15 protein-coding genes are annotated in these 16,217 nt (G+C 60.8%); 11 read left to right on the forward strand and 4 right to left on the reverse strand.

Annotated features, from left to right (window positions below; all coding sequences use genetic code 11):
• Positions 1-145: 145 nt before the first annotated feature.
• Positions 146-628, reverse strand: a complete 483-nt coding sequence (smpB, locus tag ACIP02_RS17505; protein ID WP_266031246.1) for an SsrA-binding protein SmpB — start codon at positions 626-628, stop codon at positions 146-148.
• 163 nt (positions 629-791) lie between these two features.
• Between smpB and ACIP02_RS17510 the strand changes: the two genes are divergently transcribed.
• Positions 792-1,226: a type II toxin-antitoxin system RatA family toxin gene (locus ACIP02_RS17510; RefSeq protein WP_400618398.1), complete on the forward strand. Its 435-nt coding sequence runs from the start codon at positions 792-794 to the stop codon at positions 1,224-1,226.
• 57 nt (positions 1,227-1,283) lie between these two features.
• On the opposite strand, the gene ACIP02_RS17515 is transcribed toward ACIP02_RS17510, so the two are convergent.
• The gene (locus ACIP02_RS17515; protein WP_400618401.1) at positions 1,284-1,820 is read right to left on the reverse strand and encodes an outer membrane protein assembly factor BamE; all 537 of its coding nucleotides are present in this window, start codon (positions 1,818-1,820) and stop codon (positions 1,284-1,286) included.
• A 97-nt stretch (positions 1,821-1,917) separates the two neighbouring features.
• Between ACIP02_RS17515 and fur the strand changes: the two genes are divergently transcribed.
• Complete coding sequence (gene fur, locus ACIP02_RS17520) at positions 1,918-2,322, forward strand: ferric iron uptake transcriptional regulator (RefSeq protein ID WP_400618404.1); 405 nt, start codon at positions 1,918-1,920, stop codon at positions 2,320-2,322.
• Between the two features lie 226 nt (positions 2,323-2,548).
• On the opposite strand, the gene recN is transcribed toward fur, so the two are convergent.
• Positions 2,549-4,222 (reverse strand): DNA repair protein RecN, encoded by a 1,674-nt coding sequence (recN, locus tag ACIP02_RS17525; RefSeq protein ID WP_400618407.1) that lies wholly within the window; start codon positions 4,220-4,222, stop codon positions 2,549-2,551.
• A gap of 192 nt (positions 4,223-4,414) precedes the next feature.
• On the opposite strand from recN, the gene grpE reads away from it, so the two are divergent.
• The 8 genes from grpE (at position 4,415) to ACIP02_RS17565 (ending at position 14,874) form a co-directional block, all read left to right on the forward strand.
• Entirely contained in the window at positions 4,415-4,972 is a 558-nt protein-coding gene (gene grpE, locus ACIP02_RS17530) for a nucleotide exchange factor GrpE (RefSeq protein ID WP_400618409.1), read from the forward strand.
• Positions 4,973-5,073: 101 nt separating this feature from the next.
• On the forward strand, positions 5,074-6,999 hold the full coding sequence (gene dnaK, locus ACIP02_RS17535) for a molecular chaperone DnaK (RefSeq protein ID WP_400618412.1): 1,926 nt from the start codon (positions 5,074-5,076) through the stop codon (positions 6,997-6,999).
• Positions 7,000-7,196: 197 nt separating this feature from the next.
• Positions 7,197-8,321: a molecular chaperone DnaJ gene (gene dnaJ / locus ACIP02_RS17540; RefSeq protein WP_201200031.1), complete on the forward strand. Its 1,125-nt coding sequence runs from the start codon at positions 7,197-7,199 to the stop codon at positions 8,319-8,321.
• Between the two features lie 13 nt (positions 8,322-8,334).
• Complete coding sequence (dapB, locus tag ACIP02_RS17545; RefSeq protein WP_400618416.1) at positions 8,335-9,141, forward strand: 4-hydroxy-tetrahydrodipicolinate reductase; 807 nt, start codon at positions 8,335-8,337, stop codon at positions 9,139-9,141.
• A gap of 372 nt (positions 9,142-9,513) precedes the next feature.
• Positions 9,514-10,650 (forward strand): glutamine-hydrolyzing carbamoyl-phosphate synthase small subunit, encoded by a 1,137-nt coding sequence (carA, locus tag ACIP02_RS17550; protein ID WP_400618419.1) that lies wholly within the window; start codon positions 9,514-9,516, stop codon positions 10,648-10,650.
• A gap of 105 nt (positions 10,651-10,755) precedes the next feature.
• Positions 10,756-13,977, forward strand: coding sequence for a carbamoyl-phosphate synthase large subunit (gene carB, locus ACIP02_RS17555; protein ID WP_400618422.1), 3,222 nt, complete (start codon positions 10,756-10,758; stop codon positions 13,975-13,977).
• The gene (greA, locus tag ACIP02_RS17560; protein WP_189654514.1) at positions 13,974-14,456 is read left to right on the forward strand and encodes a transcription elongation factor GreA; all 483 of its coding nucleotides are present in this window, start codon (positions 13,974-13,976) and stop codon (positions 14,454-14,456) included. Before carB ends, greA begins: the two co-directional genes overlap by 4 nt.
• On the forward strand, positions 14,434-14,874 hold the full coding sequence (locus tag ACIP02_RS17565) for an MFS transporter (protein ID WP_085625696.1): 441 nt from the start codon (positions 14,434-14,436) through the stop codon (positions 14,872-14,874). Before greA ends, ACIP02_RS17565 begins: the two co-directional genes overlap by 23 nt.
• A 161-nt stretch (positions 14,875-15,035) precedes the next feature.
• Here the strand turns inward: ACIP02_RS17565 and ACIP02_RS17570 are convergent, their stop codons facing one another.
• Complete coding sequence (locus tag ACIP02_RS17570; RefSeq protein ID WP_400618426.1) at positions 15,036-15,344, reverse strand: YhbY family RNA-binding protein; 309 nt, start codon at positions 15,342-15,344, stop codon at positions 15,036-15,038.
• Between the two features lie 102 nt (positions 15,345-15,446).
• Between ACIP02_RS17570 and rlmE the strand changes: the two genes are divergently transcribed.
• On the forward strand, positions 15,447-16,073 hold the full coding sequence (rlmE, locus tag ACIP02_RS17575; protein WP_201200023.1) for a 23S rRNA (uridine(2552)-2'-O)-methyltransferase RlmE: 627 nt from the start codon (positions 15,447-15,449) through the stop codon (positions 16,071-16,073).
• The last annotated feature ends 144 nt before the right edge of the window (positions 16,074-16,217 follow it).

Genomic DNA, 16,217 nt, shown 5'->3' on the forward strand with positions numbered 1-16,217 from the left:
GGCGCTGTTTTTGTGGGAGCGGCCTTGTGTCGCGAAAGGGCTGCGAAGCAGCCCCGGCAATTTGTGTATCGGCAGCAATTTTTGGGGGCCGCGTTGCGACCCTTTCGCGACACAAGGCCGCTCCCACAACGGCCAAGCAGGCTGTTTAGTCTTCCTTGCCCTTGTTCCGCACCGCACGCTGCAGTTCGCGGTTGGAATCGCGTTCGCGCACGGTGTCGCGCTTGTCGAATTCCTTCTTGCCCTTGCCCAGTGCAATTTCGCACTTGATCAGGTGCTTGCTCCAGTACAGTGACAAGGCCACGCAGGTGTAACCCTTTTGCGCCACCGCAGCTTCCAGGCGCTCAAGCTCGCGCTTGTTCAGCAGCAGCTTGCGCGTGCGGATAGGGTCGGCGATGACGTGGGTGCTGGCGGTGGTCAGCGGGGTGATGTGGCTGCCGAACAGCCAGGCTTCACCGTCCTTGAGCAGCACGTAGCTGTCCACGAGGTGCGCCTTGCCGGCTCGCAGGCTTTTTACTTCCCAGCCGGACAGGACCAGCCCGGCCTCGAACTTGTGTTCGATGAAGTAATCGTGTCGCGCTTTCTTGTTCTGCGCGATGGTCCCGGTCGGATGTTTTTTTTGCTTAGCCATAGGGGCGGCATTATAGGCAAGTCCGAGCGCCGTCCGCTATGGGATTTCGGTGTGCTTGAGCCACTGCAATGAATACCGGACAATACAAACCCTGTCATAAGCACAGAATCTGTTTTTGGCACGCTGCGAAGCGCCGCCACCCAGCCTTGGAAGTGACGCCTGGATGACTACCCATATTCAACGTTCCGCTCTGCTGCCATACCCTGCCCAGGCGCTCTACGATCTGGTCAACGATGTGGCCAGCTACCCTGAGTTTCTGCCGTGGTGTTCGGCCTCGACGGTGATCGAAGCCAGCGGCACGCACATGCGCGCCAAGCTCGATGTGGCCAAGGGCGGCATGAGCCAGCACTTCGTGACGCGTAACGTGCTGGTGCCGGGGCAGTCCATCGAAATGAACCTGGAAGAAGGGCCGTTCACCCAGTTGCATGGGCTGTGGGTATTCAAGCCATTGGGTGAAAAGGCCTGCAAGATCAGCCTGGACCTGTCCTTCGATTATGCCGGGTCGATTGTGCGTGCCACGTTGGGCCCGTTGTTCAACCAGGCGGCCAATACGTTGGTCGATGCGTTTTGCCAGCGCGCCAAGCAACTGCATGGCTGATTGAGTTGGCGGCAACAAAAAGCCCGGAACAAGTCCGGGCTTTTTTGTTGCTGTCGATTACCGGGTTTCCAGCGGTGCCGGAGTCGGGACCGGGGTAGTCTCGATGGTATCGATCTCGCGCTGGATGGACTCTTCGGTCGAACCATGCTTGGCCGGTTTTTCCACAGGCTGCGGGGTTGGCTGCTCGGCCTGGCCTGGCTCGGTAACCGGGGTGACAGTGGTGTCGCTGCTGCCACCGAGGATTTCCTGGTCGCGGCTGACGCCTGGCATGAAGTCTCCAGACAAACTGACCAACTGGTCGCTTTCGTTGAAGAAAATGCTCATGCGCTCTTGCTGGCGTTTACCGCCACCAGGCTGCAGGCTGTACAGGTAATCCCAACGATTGGTGTTGAAAGTGTCCTGAATAAGCGGGTTGCCCATGATAAACCTTACTTGCCGTCGGGTCATTCCCGGGCGTAATTGGTCTATCATGTCCTGCGTGACGACATTGCCCTGCTGGATGTCGATTTTGTAAACCCCGGGAAACGAGCAACCGGCGAGTGCGAGCAGTCCCGCGAGGGCGAGGCTGTTTAGCAAGAGCTTGGTGTTTTGCATCGGTGGGCGACTTCCACTATCTTGGCTGGACAACGTAAACCCCGATCATACCCGTATTAAGAGAAGCTGCGAAGCAGCATCGGCGAGAAAGCTGACCATGGTTGAAAATAGCGAATTGCGCAAAGCCGGTCTCAAGGTGACCCTGCCTCGAGTCAAGATCCTTCAGATGCTCGACTCCACCGAGCAGCGTCACATGAGCGCCGAGGATGTCTACAAGGCGCTGATGGAAGCTGGCGAAGACGTGGGCCTGGCCACCGTCTATCGCGTACTGACCCAGTTCGAAGCGGCGGGTCTGGTGGTTCGCCACAACTTCGACGGCGGCCACGCGGTGTTCGAGCTGGCCGATGGCGGCCACCACGACCATATGGTCAACGTGGATACCAGCGAAGTCATCGAATTCATGGATGCTGAAATCGAGAAGCGCCAGCGCGAAATCGTGGCCGCGCACGGCTACGAGCTGGTGGACCACAATCTGGTCCTGTACGTGCGTAAAAAGAAGTAACGATTTTTCGTTATGGATAGCAGAGGCGACCTTCGGGTCGCCTTTGTGCTTTCTGGGGGCTTAAGGGCACCGCTGGCCTTTGTAGGAGCGGCCTTGCGTCGCGAAAGGGCTGCGAAGCGGCCCCCAAGTTTTTAGCTTCGCAGCCAATATCGCCGGGGCCGCTTTGCGACCCTTTCGCGACGCAAGGCCGCTCCTACAGGGATCGCGCCAGCCTTGCGGCGAGGCCTCAGGCCTTGCCGCTTACAACCATTTTGCGCGCATGTGCCAGGGATTCCTTGGTCAGGTCGATACCGCCGAGCATCCGCGCCACCTCCTCGACCCGCTCACGCTTGCCCAGGCTGGCCACGGCGGTGTGGGTGGTGTCGCTGTTGCGCACTTTGTGCACGAACAGGTGGTGGTGACCTTGCGCCGCCACTTGCGGCAGGTGGGTCACGGTCAGTACCTGACCGCGCTCACCCAGGCGGCGCAGCAACTGGCCGACGATTTCTGCAGTCGGCCCGCCAATGCCCACGTCGACTTCGTCGAACACCAGGGTCGGGATGCGTGAGGTCTGCGCAGTAATGACCTGGATCGCCAAGCTGATACGCGACAGCTCACCGCCCGAAGCCACCTTCGCCAAGCCCTTGAGCGGTTGGCCGGGGTTAGCGCTGACCAGCAGTTCGATCTGCTCCAGGCCATGCGGCGACAGGTCTGCGCCTTCGTTTGCCGTCAATTCGATACAGAAACGCCCGCCGGGCATGCCCAGACGCTGGATTTCCTGTTCCACCGCCACAGCCAATTGCTGGGCGGCCTGCTGGCGCAGGGCGCTGAGCTCGCGAGCCTTCTCTTTATAGTGCTGGGCGAAAGCTGCCAGCTCTTCACCCAACTGCTCGATCGACTCATCACTGGCGTTCAGGCCTTCCAGTTCTTCCATCAGTTGCTGCTGCAGGTGGGGTAGTTCGGTCGGGTGTATGCGGTGTTTGCGCGCCAGTGTATAGATGGTGTCGAGGCGCTCTTCCAGTGCCTGCAGGCGCATCGGGTCAGCGTCGAAGTTGTCGAGAAAGCGGTTGAGCTCGCCCATGGCTTCTTCGACCTGGATTTGCGCGCTGGCGATCAGGTTGGCCGCTTCGCCCAGCGCCTTGGGTGAGTTGGTGGCGGCGCCCAGGCGGTTGAGGCTGGCGGTGAGCGCGCTGAGCACATTGCCCGAATCGCTTTCGCTGCACTGGTCGATGACCTGGCGGCAAATGCCGAACAGGGCTTCGGCGCTGGTCAGGTTCTTGTGTTCCTGCTCCAGCTGCTCCAGTTCGTGTTCACCCAGGCCGAGGTTGTCGAGTTCTTCCAGCTGGTAGCTGAGCAACTGGTGGCGGGCGCGCTGCTCGTCGCCGGAGTTGGACAGGCGCTCCAGCTCCAGGCGGGTCTGGTTCCAGCGTTTGGCGGCAAGCTGTACCTGGCGGGCCAGGTCGACGGCGCCGGCGTACTCGTCGAGCAGGCGGCGATGGGTGTCGGTTTTCAGCAGCGACTGGTGTTCATGCTGGCTGTGGATGTCGATCAGCAGCTCACCGAGTGCCTTGAGGTCGCCAAGCGGGCAGGGCGTGCCGTTGATGTAGCCACGGCTGCGGCCTTCGGCGGTGATGACCCGGCGCAGGATGCACAGGCCGTCGTTGTTCAGGTCGCGCTCGGCCAGCCAGGTATGGGCCTCGGGGATGTCCACCAGGTCGAACGTGGCGAGGATGTCTGCCTTGTCGGTGCCGGGGCGCACCACGCCGCTGTCGGCCCGGTCGCCCAGGGCCAGGCCGAGGGCGTCGAGCATGATCGATTTGCCGGCACCGGTCTCGCCCGTGATGACGGACATGCCGCGGGCGATTTCGAGGTCGAGGTGCTCGACGATGGCGTAGTTGTGAATGGACAGGTGCACCAGCATGGGGCGGCTCCCGAAAGGTCAGGTCTGGTTATTTATACAGTACTTTTTTCAGGCCTGCCAATGCCCCTTGGCAGATTCTGTTTCTGGCTGGAAATCACCTTGCCCCTTGAAGCTGCTTTTTCCGGCCCCATATAGCCGACATCCAATGGCGAGCCTGGCTCGCAGTCCACAAAATTGCGCAGGAGAGACCCCATGGCTGACGAACAGCTGAACGAAAAAGACCTTAACGTTGAAGAAACCGGTGCAGAAACCACTGCTGACGCCCGTGTTCTGGAACTCGAGGAACAGCTGGCCGCCGCCAAGGACCAGTCGCTGCGCGTTGCTGCAGAAGCACAGAACAGCATTCGTCGCGCTGAGCAGGAGGTCGACAAGGCTCGCAAGTTCGCCCTGGAGAAGTTCTCCAGCGACCTGCTGCCGATTATCGACAGCCTCGAGCTGGCCCTGGCCCACTCCAGCGCCGAAGACGAGCACGTCAAGCAGATCCGCGAAGGTGTCGAGCTGACCTTGAAGATGTTCCAGGACACCCTCAAGCGCTACAACCTCGAAGCTGTCGACCCGCACGGCCAGCCGTTCAACCCTGAGCACCACCAGGCCATGGCCATGCAGGAAAGCGGCGACGTCGAGCCAAACAGCGTGCTGAACGTGTTCCAGAAGGGCTACCTGCTGAACGGCCGTCTGCTGCGCCCCGCCATGGTGGTGGTCAGCAAGGCGCCGAGCGCGGCGCAACCCTCGATCAATGAAAAGGCTTGAAATCCGTCGGGGCACCCCCATCTAGGTGTCAAGCCTTCAAGTATTACCGCAGTTGGCCAAAGTAGTCGCTGCTACCAAATTCAAGTTTCGGGAGAGTTAACATGGGTAAAATCATCGGTATCGACCTGGGGACCACCAACTCGTGCGTCTCCATCCTGGAAAACGGTAACGTCAAGGTCATCGAAAACGCCGAGGGTGCGCGTACTACCCCTTCGATCGTGGCCTACGCCAACGATGGCGAAATCCTGGTAGGCCAGTCGGCCAAGCGCCAGGCTGTTACCAACCCGCACAACACCCTGTTCGCAGTGAAGCGCCTGATCGGCCGCCGCTTCGAAGAAGACGTCGTGCAGAAAGATATCAAGCTGGTGCCGTACAAGATCGTCAAGGGCGGTAACGGCGACGCTTGGGTACAGGCCAGCGGCAAGGACATGGCGCCACCACAGATCAGCGCCGAAGTCCTGAAAAAGATGAAAAAGACTGCCGAAGACTACCTCGGCGAGCCTGTCACCGAGGCGGTCATCACCGTTCCGGCCTACTTCAACGACAGCCAGCGCCAAGCTACCAAGGATGCCGGTCGCATCGCCGGCCTGGACGTCAAGCGCATCATCAACGAGCCGACCGCTGCTGCACTGGCCTACGGCATGGACAAGGCCAAGGGCGACCACACTGTCATCGTTTATGACCTGGGTGGCGGTACCTTCGACGTATCGGTCATCGAAATCGCTGAAGTCGACGGTGAGCACCAGTTTGAAGTGCTGGCCACCAACGGCGACACCTTCCTGGGTGGCGAAGACTTCGACATGCGCCTGATCGACTACCTCGTTGACGAGTTCAAGAAAGAGTCCGGCATGGACCTGAAGAACGATCCACTGGCCCTGCAGCGTTTGAAAGAAGCTGCTGAAAAAGCCAAGATCGAACTGTCCTCCGCTCAGTCGACCGACGTCAACCTGCCGTACATCACCGCAGACGCCACCGGTCCTAAGCACCTGAACGTGAAGATCTCCCGCGCCAAGCTGGAGTCGCTGGTCGAAGACCTGGTCAACCGCACCATCGAGCCTTGCCGCATCGCCCTGAAAGACGCCGGCATCGACGCCAGCAAGATCGACGACGTGATCCTGGTCGGTGGCCAGACCCGTATGCCGATGGTGCAGAAGGCCGTTGCCGACTTCTTTGGTAAAGAAGCGCGCAAGGACGTCAACCCGGACGAAGCCGTGGCCATGGGTGCTGCCATCCAGGGCGCTGTTCTGGCTGGTGACGTGAAAGACGTATTGCTGCTGGACGTCAGCCCGCTGACCCTGGGTATTGAAACCATGGGTGGCGTGATGACCGCGCTGATCGAGAAAAACACCACCATCCCGACCAAAAAGTCGCAGGTGTTCTCGACTGCCGACGACAACCAGGGCGCCGTGACCATTCACGTGCTGCAGGGTGAGCGTAAGCAGGCTGCACAGAACAAGTCGCTGGGCAAGTTCGACCTGGCTGACATTCCACCGGCTCCACGTGGTGTGCCACAGATCGAAGTAACCTTCGACATCGACGCCAACGGCATCCTGCACGTCGGCGCCAAAGACAAGGCCACCGGCAAGGCTCAGTCGATCGTGATCAAGGCCAACTCCGGTCTGTCGGACGAAGAAATCGAGCGCATGGTGCGTGACGCCGAGGCCAACGCCGAGGAAGACCGCAAGTTCGAAGAGCTGGCCGCTGCTCGTAACCAGGGTGACGCGCTGGTTCACTCGACCCGCAAGATGGTCGCTGACGCAGGTGACAAGGTTACCGCAGAAGAGAAAACTGCCATCGAGGCTGCTGTTGTTGCCCTGGAAGCTGCTGTAAAAGGCGACGACAAGGCTGCCATCGACGCCAAGGTCGAAGAGCTGTCCAAGGTCTCGGCGCCGGTTGCCCAGAAGATGTACGCCGAGCAGTCGGCCGAACAGCCTCAGGGTAGCGCGCAGCAGGCCGAGCCAGAAGCCAAGCACGATGACGTGGTTGACGCCGAGTTCGAAGAAGTAAAAGGCGACGACAAGAAGTAATCGTTGCATGTTGTCGGCCAGTTCTCCGTCGTTTGCCGGTGAACTGGTAGGATGTCGCCGCGCGGGGGCTTGCTCCCGCGTTGGCGTATCTGGAATTCGAGAATTTTTACAGCATCTGTCAGCAGCCCTGGTGGGCCGCGAGCAGGTGCTGACGGCGTGGCGCAGATGCCGCACGCCCAACAAGGTGCAAATGACCTATGTCCAAGCGTGATTATTATGAGGTTCTGGGTGTCGAGCGCGGCGCCAGTGAAGGTGACCTCAAGAAGGCTTATCGCCGCCTGGCGATGAAGTACCACCCGGACCGCAACCCGGGCGATAAAGAATCGGAAGACAAGTTCAAGGAGGCCAACGAGGCCTACGAGGTGCTGTCTGACGCGAGCAAACGCGCAGCCTTCGACCAGTACGGCCATGCCGGCGTCGACCCAAGCATGGGTGGCGGTGGTGCCGGCTTCGGTGGTGCCAACTTCTCCGACATCTTCGGTGATGTGTTCAGCGATTTCTTCGGTGGTGGCCGCGGGGGCGGACGTGGCGGTGCCCAGCGTGGCAGCGACCTGCGCTACACCCTGGAGCTGAACCTGGAAGAAGCAGTGCGTGGCACCACGGTCAGCATCCGTGTGCCTACGCTGGTCAACTGCCAGCCTTGCGACGGCTCTGGTGCGAAGAAGGGTTCGACCCCGTCGACCTGCCCGACCTGCGGCGGCATCGGCCAGGTGCGCATGCAGCAGGGCTTCTTCTCGGTGCAGCAGACCTGCCCGCGTTGTCATGGCCAGGGCAAGATCATCACCGACCCGTGCACCTCGTGCCACGGCGAAGGCCGTGTCGAGGAATACAAGACCCTGTCGGTCAAGGTGCCGGCGGGTGTCGATACTGGCGACCGCATCCGCCTGTCGGGCGAGGGCGAGGCCGGTACCCATGGTGGCCCGACCGGCGACCTGTATGTGGTGATCAGTGTGCGTGAGCACGAGATCTTCCAGCGTGACGGGAAGCATCTGTATTGCGAAGTACCGATCAGTTACACCGATGCTGCCCTGGGCGGCGAGCTGGAAGTGCCGACCCTGGATGGCCGCGTTAAGCTGAAAATTCCGGAAGGCACCCAGACCGGCAAGCAGTTCCGCCTGCGTGGCAAGGGTGTGGCGCCGGTGCGTGGCGGTGGTGCTGGTGACCTGCTGTGCCGTGTGGCGGTGGAAACACCGGTCAACCTCAGCCGTCGTCAGCGCGAACTGCTGGAAGAGTTGCGTGACTCGCTGGAAGGCGACAGCTCGCATTCGCCCAAGGCCAGTGGCTGGTTCGATGGCGTGAAGCGCTTCTTCGGCGATCTCTGACAAGGAACAGGTTATGCGACGTATTGCGGTAATGGGCGCGGCAGGGCGCATGGGCAAGGTGCTGATCGAGGCTGTGCAGCAGCAGGCGCCGAAGGCTGGCCTGACGGCTGCCATCCATCGTCCGGACGGCACCCTGGTTGGCGCTGATGCTGGCGAGCTGGCTGGCCTGGGGCGGATTGGTGTGCCGATTGCCGACGACCTGGTCAAGGTGGTCGACGAGTTCGATGTATTGATCGACTTTACCCACCCATCGGTAACCCTGAAGAACCTGGCGTTCTGCCGCAAGGTAGGCAAGGCCATGGTGATCGGTACTACCGGTTTCACCGCAGACGAGAAAGCACTGCTGGTGGAGGCGGGCAAAGAAATCCCGATCGTGTTCGCCGCCAACTTCAGTGTCGGCGTCAACCTCAGCCTCAAATTGCTGGATATGGCAGCCCGGGTGCTGGGCGACGATGTTGATATCGAGATCATCGAGGCGCACCACCGGCACAAGGTCGATGCGCCCTCGGGTACAGCGCTGCGCATGGGTGAAGTGGTTGCCAATGCGCTGGGTCGAGACCTGCAGGAAGTGGCCGTGTATGGCCGCGAAGGGCAAACCGGTGCGCGTGATCGCAAGACCATCGGCTTCGCTACCGTGCGTGCTGGCGACGTGGTCGGTGACCATACCGTGCTGTTTGCCGCTGAAGGCGAGCGCCTGGAAATCACCCACAAGGCCTCCAGCCGCATGACATTCGCCAAAGGTGCTGTGCGTGCGGCACTGTGGCTGGATGGGCGTGAGCCTGGGCTGTATGACATGCAGGATGTGCTCGAGCTGCGTTAAGCCGTTCCCCGGGGTATGCGCGATCCCTGTAGGAGCGGCCTTGTGTCGCGAAAGGGTCGCGCAGCGGCCCCAAAGATCTCGGCGGCGCCGCAGAAAGCTGGGGCTGCTACGCAGCCCGTTCGCGACACAAGGCCGCTCCTACACGGGCGTGCAATGCCCAAGAAGGTCAGCCTGTCGCATTGATGTGTTTTAGAGACACATATGCGGTAGACCGAAAACGCACTTTTCTGTAAGCTACAGCTTTAGTGTGTCCACTAAAAGCGCGCAGCGAATTGAATTCAGCACATGAAAGCGGGGTGACGTGTCCATACGTCACTCCGCTTTTTTGCAACCTGCGATCGCCCTTTCATGCTTGATTTACGGGAGGTCTTCTTGACAAAGCCAGCCATACTCGCCCTTGCCGACGGCAGTATTTTCCGCGGTGAAGCCATCGGTGCCGACGGTCAGACCGTTGGTGAGGTGGTATTCAACACCGCTATGACCGGCTACCAGGAAATCCTTACAGACCCTTCCTACGCGCAGCAAATCGTTACCCTGACCTACCCGCACATCGGCAACACCGGTACCACCCCGGAAGACGCCGAGTCGAACCGCGTCTGGTCCGCTGGCCTGGTCATCCGTGACCTGCCGCTGCTGGCCAGCAACTGGCGTAACACCCAGTCGCTGCCTGAATACCTCAAGGCCAACAACGTCGTTGCCATCGCCGGCATCGACACCCGTCGCCTGACCCGTATCCTGCGTGAAAAGGGCGCCCAGAACGGCTGTATCCTCGCTGGTGACAACATCAGCGAAGAAGCCGCCATCGCCGCAGCCCGTGGTTTCCCGGGCCTGAAAGGCATGGACCTGGCCAAGGTCGTTTCCACCAAGGAACGCTACGAGTGGCGCTCCAGCGTGTGGGAGCTGAAAACCGACAGCCACCCGACCCTCGATGCTGCCGACCTGCCGTACCACGTGGTTGCCTTCGACTACGGCGTCAAGCTGAACATCCTGCGCATGCTGGTTGCCCGTGGCTGCCGCGTGACAGTGGTCCCGGCCCAGACCCCGGCCAGCGAAGTGCTGGCACTCAACCCGGACGGCGTGTTCCTGTCCAACGGCCCGGGTGACCCTGAGCCATGCGACTACGCCATCCAGGCGATCAAGGAAATCCTCGAGACCGAGATCCCGGTATTCGGCATCTGCCTTGGCCACCAGCTGCTGGCCCTGGCATCCGGCGCCAAGACCGTGAAAATGGGCCACGGCCACCACGGTGCCAACCACCCGGTCCAGGACCTGGACACTGGTGTGGTCATGATCACCAGCCAGAACCACGGCTTTGCCGTTGACGAGGCCACCCTGCCGGGCAACGTCCGCGCCATCCACAAGTCGCTGTTCGACGGCACCCTGCAGGGTATCGAGCGTACCGACAAGAGCGCGTTCAGCTTCCAGGGCCACCCTGAAGCGAGCCCAGGCCCGACCGACGTCGCGCCACTGTTCGATCGTTTCACCGATGCCATGGCCAAGCGCCGCTGAGCATCCTGCTTCAAGGCCCCGGGCCGGCACACGCCGCGCCCGGCTGCGCCTGACCCAGATTGTTCAAAGCGGCTTGCCGACTGACCCCGGATTTGAGTGACCACCATGCCAAAACGTACAGACATCAAAAGCATCCTGATTCTCGGCGCTGGCCCGATCGTGATCGGCCAGGCCTGCGAATTCGACTACTCCGGCGCCCAGGCCTGTAAAGCCCTGCGCGAGGAAGGTTTCCGCGTCATCCTGGTGAACTCCAACCCAGCCACCATCATGACTGACCCGGCCATGGCCGATGCCACCTACATCGAGCCGATCAAGTGGCAGTCGGTGGCCAAGATCATCGAGAAAGAGCGCCCGGACGCCGTCCTGCCGACCATGGGTGGCCAGACTGCCCTGAACTGCGCCCTGGACCTGGAGCGCCACGGCGTTCTGGAAAAGTTCGGCGTAGAGATGATCGGCGCCAACGCCGACACCATCGACAAGGCTGAAGACCGTTCGCGCTTCGACAAGGCCATGAAAGACATCGGCCTGGAGTGCCCGCGCTCCGGTATCGCCCACAGCATGGAAGAGGCCAATGCGGTCCTCGAGAAGCTCGGCTTCCCATGCATCATCCGCCCATCGTTCACCATGGGCGGCACTGGCGGCGGTATTGCCTACAACCGTGAAGAATTCGAAGAAATCTGCACCCGTGGTCTGGACCTGTCGCCGACCAAAGAGCTGCTGATCGACGAATCGCTGATCGGCTGGAAAGAGTACGAGATGGAAGTGGTCCGCGACAAAAAGGACAACTGCATCATCGTCTGCTCGATCGAGAACTTCGACCCGATGGGCGTGCACACCGGCGACTCGATCACTGTTGCCCCGGCGCAGACCCTGACCGACAAGGAATACCAGATCATGCGCAACGCCTCGCTGGCGGTGCTGCGTGAAATCGGTGTGGAGACCGGCGGTTCGAACGTGCAGTTCGGCATTTGCCCGGACACCGGCCGCATGGTCGTGATCGAGATGAACCCGCGCGTTTCGCGTTCGTCCGCCCTGGCTTCGAAAGCTACCGGCTTCCCGATCGCCAAGATCGCCGCCAAGCTGGCCATCGGTTACACCCTCGACGAACTGCAGAACGACATCACCGGCGGCCGCACTCCGGCGTCCTTCGAGCCGTCGATCGACTACGTCGTCACCAAGCTGCCACGTTTCGCCTTCGAGAAATTCCCGAAAGCCGACGCCCGTCTGACCACCCAGATGAAATCCGTGGGTGAAGTCATGGCTATCGGCCGTACCTTCCAGGAATCCCTGCAGAAAGCCCTGCGCGGCCTGGAAGTGGGCGCCTGCGGCCTCGACCCGAAAGTCGACCTGGCCAGCCCGGAAGCCGCCAGCATCCTCAAGCGCGAACTGACCGTGCCGGGTGCCGAGCGTATCTGGTATGTCGCCGACGCCATGCGTTCGGGCATGAGCTGCGAAGAAATCTTCAATCTGACCGGCATCGACATGTGGTTCCTGGTGCAGATGGAAGACCTGATCAAGGAAGAAGAGAAGGTCAAGACCCTGGCCCTGTCGGCGATCGACAAGGACTACATGCTGCGCCTCAAGCGCAAGGGCTTCTCTGACCAGCGCCTGGCCGTGCTGCTGGGTATCACCGACAAGAACCTGCGCCGTCACCGACACAAGCTGGAAGTGTTCCCGGTGTACAAGCGCGTCGACACCTGCGCCGCCGAGTTCGCCACCGACACCGCTTACCTGTACTCCACCTACGAGGAAGAGTGCGAGGCCAACCCGTCGACCCGCGACAAGATCATGATCCTGGGTGGCGGCCCGAACCGTATTGGCCAAGGCATCGAGTTCGACTACTGCTGCGTACACGCAGCCCTGGCGCTGCGTGAAGACGGTTACGAGACCATCATGGTCAACTGCAACCCGGAAACCGTCTCCACCGACTACGACACCTCCGACCGCCTGTACTTCGAGCCGCTGACCCTGGAAGACGTGCTGGAAGTGTGCCGCGTCGAGAAGCCGAAAGGCGTCATCGTCCACTACGGCGGCCAGACCCCGCTGAAGCTGGCCCGCGCCCTGGAAGAAGCCGGCGTACCGATCATCGGTACCAGCCCAGACGCCATCGACCGCGCCGAAGACCGTGAGCGCTTCCAGCAGATGGTTCAGCGCCTGAATCTGCTGCAGCCGCCAAACGCCACCGTGCGCAGCGAAGAAGAAGCCATCCGCGCTGCTGGCGGCATCGGCTACCCGTTGGTGGTGCGCCCGTCCTACGTACTGGGCGGCCGTGCAATGGAAATCGTCTACGAACTGGACGAGCTCAAGCGCTACCTGCGTGAAGCGGTACAGGTTTCCAACGACAGCCCGGTGCTGCTCGACCACTTCCTTAACTGCGCCATCGAGATGGACGTGGATGCGGTGTGCGACGGTACCGATGTGGTGATCGGCGCCATCATGCAGCACATCGAACAGGCGGGCGTTCACTCCGGTGACTCGGCGTGCTCGCTGCCTCCTTACTCGCTGAGCAAGGAAGTGCAGGACGAAGTCCGCGTACAGGTCAAGAAAATGGCCCTGGAGCTGGGCGTGGTCGGCCTGATGAACGTGCAGCTGGCCCTGCAGGGCGACAAGATCTACGTGATCGAAGTCAACCCGCGTGCTTCGCGTACCGTTCCGTTCGTGTCCAAGTGCATCGGCACTTCCCTGGCGATGATCGCGGCCCGCGTCATGGCGGGTAAAACCCTGAAAGAGCTGGGCTTCACCCAGGAAATCATCCCGAACTTCTACAGCGTCAAGGAAGCTGTCTTCCCGTTCGCGAAGTTCCCGGGGGTTGACCCGATCCTCGGCCCTGAGATGAAATCGACCGGTGAAGTCATGGGTGTCGGTGACAGCTTCGGTGAAGCCTTCGCCAAGGCGCAGATGGGTGCCAGCGAAGTGCTGCCGACCGGCGGTACTGCGTTCATCAGCGTGCGTGACGACGACAAGCCACAAGTGGCTGGCGTTGCCCGCGACCTGATCGCCCTGGGCTTCGAAGTGGTTGCTACTGCCGGCACCGCCAAGGTTATCGAAGCGGCTGGCCTGAAAGTGCGCCGTGTGAACAAAGTGACCGAAGGTCGCCCGCACGTGGTCGACATGATCAAGAACGACGAAGTGTCGCTGATCATCAACACTACCGAAGGCCGCCAGTCGATCGCCGATTCCTACTCGATTCGTCGCAATGCGCTGCAGCACAAGATTTACTGCACCACTACCATTGCGGCTGGTGAAGCCATCTGCGAAGCGCTGAAATTTGGTCCGGAAAAGACCGTTCGTCGCTTGCAAGATCTGCATGCAGGACTCAAAGCATGAGCATTACCAAGTACCCGATGACCGTCCAGGGCGCTCGCGCCCTGGAAGAGGAGCACCTGTTCCTGAGCAAGACTGAACGCCCGCGCCTGAGCCAGGCGATTGGTGAAGCGCGTGAACTGGGTGATCTCAAGGAAAACGCCGAATACCATGCTGCCCGCGAAGAGCAGGGCATGGTCGAGGCGCGTATCCGTGATATCGAAGGCCGCCTGCAGAACTCGGTGGTAATCGACGTGACCACCATTGCCCACACCGGCAAGGTCATCTTCGGTACCACTGTAGACCTGGAAAACACCGAAACCGGTGACCAGGTGACCTACCAGATCGTTGGCGAGGACGAAGCCGACATCAAGAAGGGCAAGCTCTCGGCCGGCGCGCCGATTGCCCGTGCCATCATCGGCAAGGAAGAAGGTGATATTGTCGTCGTCAAGACGCCTAGTGGCACGGTCGAGTACGAGATTGTCGAAGTCAAGCACATCTGACCGGCGCCTGCGGGCGCCATCCCTTGAGGGGATCCTCTGGCAACTGGCCCAGGTATTCTGGGTCGGGGGCTTGTGGGTGTTCCATGTGGGGCTGGTGCCTGCGCTCAAGGTCAGTGGCCTGGCGCCGCTGCTGGTGCAGGATATCGCCGGGCAGATCGACCGCTGGTTGATCGGCGTGGCATTGCTTGGCTTGTTGACCCAGCTGGCAGTGCTGGCAAGGGTGGACGGCCTGGCGGCCTGGTGGCGGCAATTCCGTGGCCAGATGCTGTTGCTCGGCTTCGGCGCTTGCGTGGGGTATTACACCTTGCGCTACGGCATTTCCGTAGGCGAGCGCTGGCAGATGTTCTGCTTCCTGGTACTGGGCTTTTCCGGCATCGTGCTGGTGGCCCAGCCGGTGCCGGTCAAGGCCCGGCGCTAGCCCAGGCTGCTGCGGGCCCTTGTAGGAGCGGCCTTGTGTCGCGACGGGCTGCGAAGCAGCCCCCTGCAATATCAGCTTAACCACAGATATTGCAGGGGGCTGCTTCGCAGCCCATCGCGACACAAGGCCGCTCCTACACAGGTCTCGCGCTGTCTGTGCCGTTACTTGTAACGGTGGATGTTGGACAGCTGCTTGTTCGGCTGCGGGTTCTTGCGGTAGATCAGGGCTTTCTTGCCGATGGTCTGCACCAGCTCGGCACGGCCGGCCTTGCACAGCTCGGCAATGGTCACGGCGCGCTCTTCACGATCTTCCGAACGGATTTCGACCTTGATCAGCTCGTGGTCGACCAGCGCGCGCTCCAGTTCGGCGATGACGCCTTCATTCAAACCGTTGCCAGCAACGATCAGGACCGGCTTCAGGTCATGACCAATGGACTTGTATTGCTTCTTCTGCTCGTTATTGAGCGGCATAATCTGACCCTTTCCGTCTGATTCTGTAAAATTGACCGGCATTTTACCCGAGGGCCACCGGCTCCGCCCAGTCAATCACGACGCATATCATCGAGGTGCCCCGTGGTACAACGTTCCAAAAGCAGCGCAAACTGGCTGCGAGAGCATTTCAACGATCCTTTTGTGAAACAGGCACAGAAGGATGGCTACCGTTCGCGTGCGAGCTACAAACTGCTGGAGATCCAGGAGAAAGACCGCCTGATTCGCCCCGGCATGAGTGTAATCGACCTTGGTGCGGCCCCCGGTGGCTGGTCGCAGGTGACCAGTCGTCTGATTGGTGGCCAGGGCCGCCTGATCGCTTCCGACATCCTGGAAATGGACTCGATCCCTGATGTGACCTTCATTCAGGGGGATTTCACCGATGACGCCGTGCTGCAGCAGATCCTGCAGGCGGTCGGCGATTCTCATGTAGACCTTGTGATTTCCGACATGGCCCCCAATATGAGTGGTACGCCCGAAGTGGACATGCCGCGCGCCATGTTCCTCTGCGAGCTGGCCCTGGACCTGGCGACCCGCGTGCTGAAGCCTGGCGGTGATTTCCTGATCAAGATTTTCCAGGGTGAAGGCTTCGACATGTACCTGAAGGATGTGCGCACCAAGTTCGACAAGGTGCAAATGCGCAAGCCGTCCTCTTCGCGGGATCGTTCGCGTGAGCAGTACTTGTTGGGTAAAGGTTTCAAAGGCGCTTGAAAGGCGTGAAGCGTGGTGGCTGATAGTTATTTCCAATCGTCCACCGCGTCAGGATCGTCCGAACTTCGTGTAGTCTAGCTTTCACAAAGGGTTACAGACGGTGCCTGCGGCTGCGTAGGTAATGTAGTAAGTTAGGGCGATGAA

The sequence above is a fragment of the Pseudomonas sp. NPDC089408 genome, assembly GCF_044749445.1.
Classification (GTDB): Bacteria; Pseudomonadota; Gammaproteobacteria; order Pseudomonadales; family Pseudomonadaceae; genus Aquipseudomonas.

Coding starts and splice junctions, on each gene's coding strand:
- carB (WP_400618422.1), top strand. CDS start 10,756: ATGCCAAAACGTACAGACATCAAAAGCATCCTGATTCTCGGCGCTGGC.
- ACIP02_RS17515 (WP_400618401.1), bottom strand. CDS start 1,820: ATGCAAAACACCAAGCTCTTGCTAAACAGCCTCGCCCTCGCGGGACTG.
- fur (WP_400618404.1), top strand. CDS start 1,918: ATGGTTGAAAATAGCGAATTGCGCAAAGCCGGTCTCAAGGTGACCCTG.
- dnaK (WP_400618412.1), top strand. CDS start 5,074: ATGGGTAAAATCATCGGTATCGACCTGGGGACCACCAACTCGTGCGTC.
- grpE (WP_400618409.1), top strand. CDS start 4,415: ATGGCTGACGAACAGCTGAACGAAAAAGACCTTAACGTTGAAGAAACC.
- ACIP02_RS17510 (WP_400618398.1), top strand. CDS start 792: ATGACTACCCATATTCAACGTTCCGCTCTGCTGCCATACCCTGCCCAG.
- greA (WP_189654514.1), top strand. CDS start 13,974: ATGAGCATTACCAAGTACCCGATGACCGTCCAGGGCGCTCGCGCCCTG.
- smpB (WP_266031246.1), bottom strand. CDS start 628: ATGGCTAAGCAAAAAAAACATCCGACCGGGACCATCGCGCAGAACAAG.
- recN (WP_400618407.1), bottom strand. CDS start 4,222: ATGCTGGTGCACCTGTCCATTCACAACTACGCCATCGTCGAGCACCTC.
- ACIP02_RS17570 (WP_400618426.1), bottom strand. CDS start 15,344: ATGCCGCTCAATAACGAGCAGAAGAAGCAATACAAGTCCATTGGTCAT.
- dapB (WP_400618416.1), top strand. CDS start 8,335: ATGCGACGTATTGCGGTAATGGGCGCGGCAGGGCGCATGGGCAAGGTG.
- dnaJ (WP_201200031.1), top strand. CDS start 7,197: ATGTCCAAGCGTGATTATTATGAGGTTCTGGGTGTCGAGCGCGGCGCC.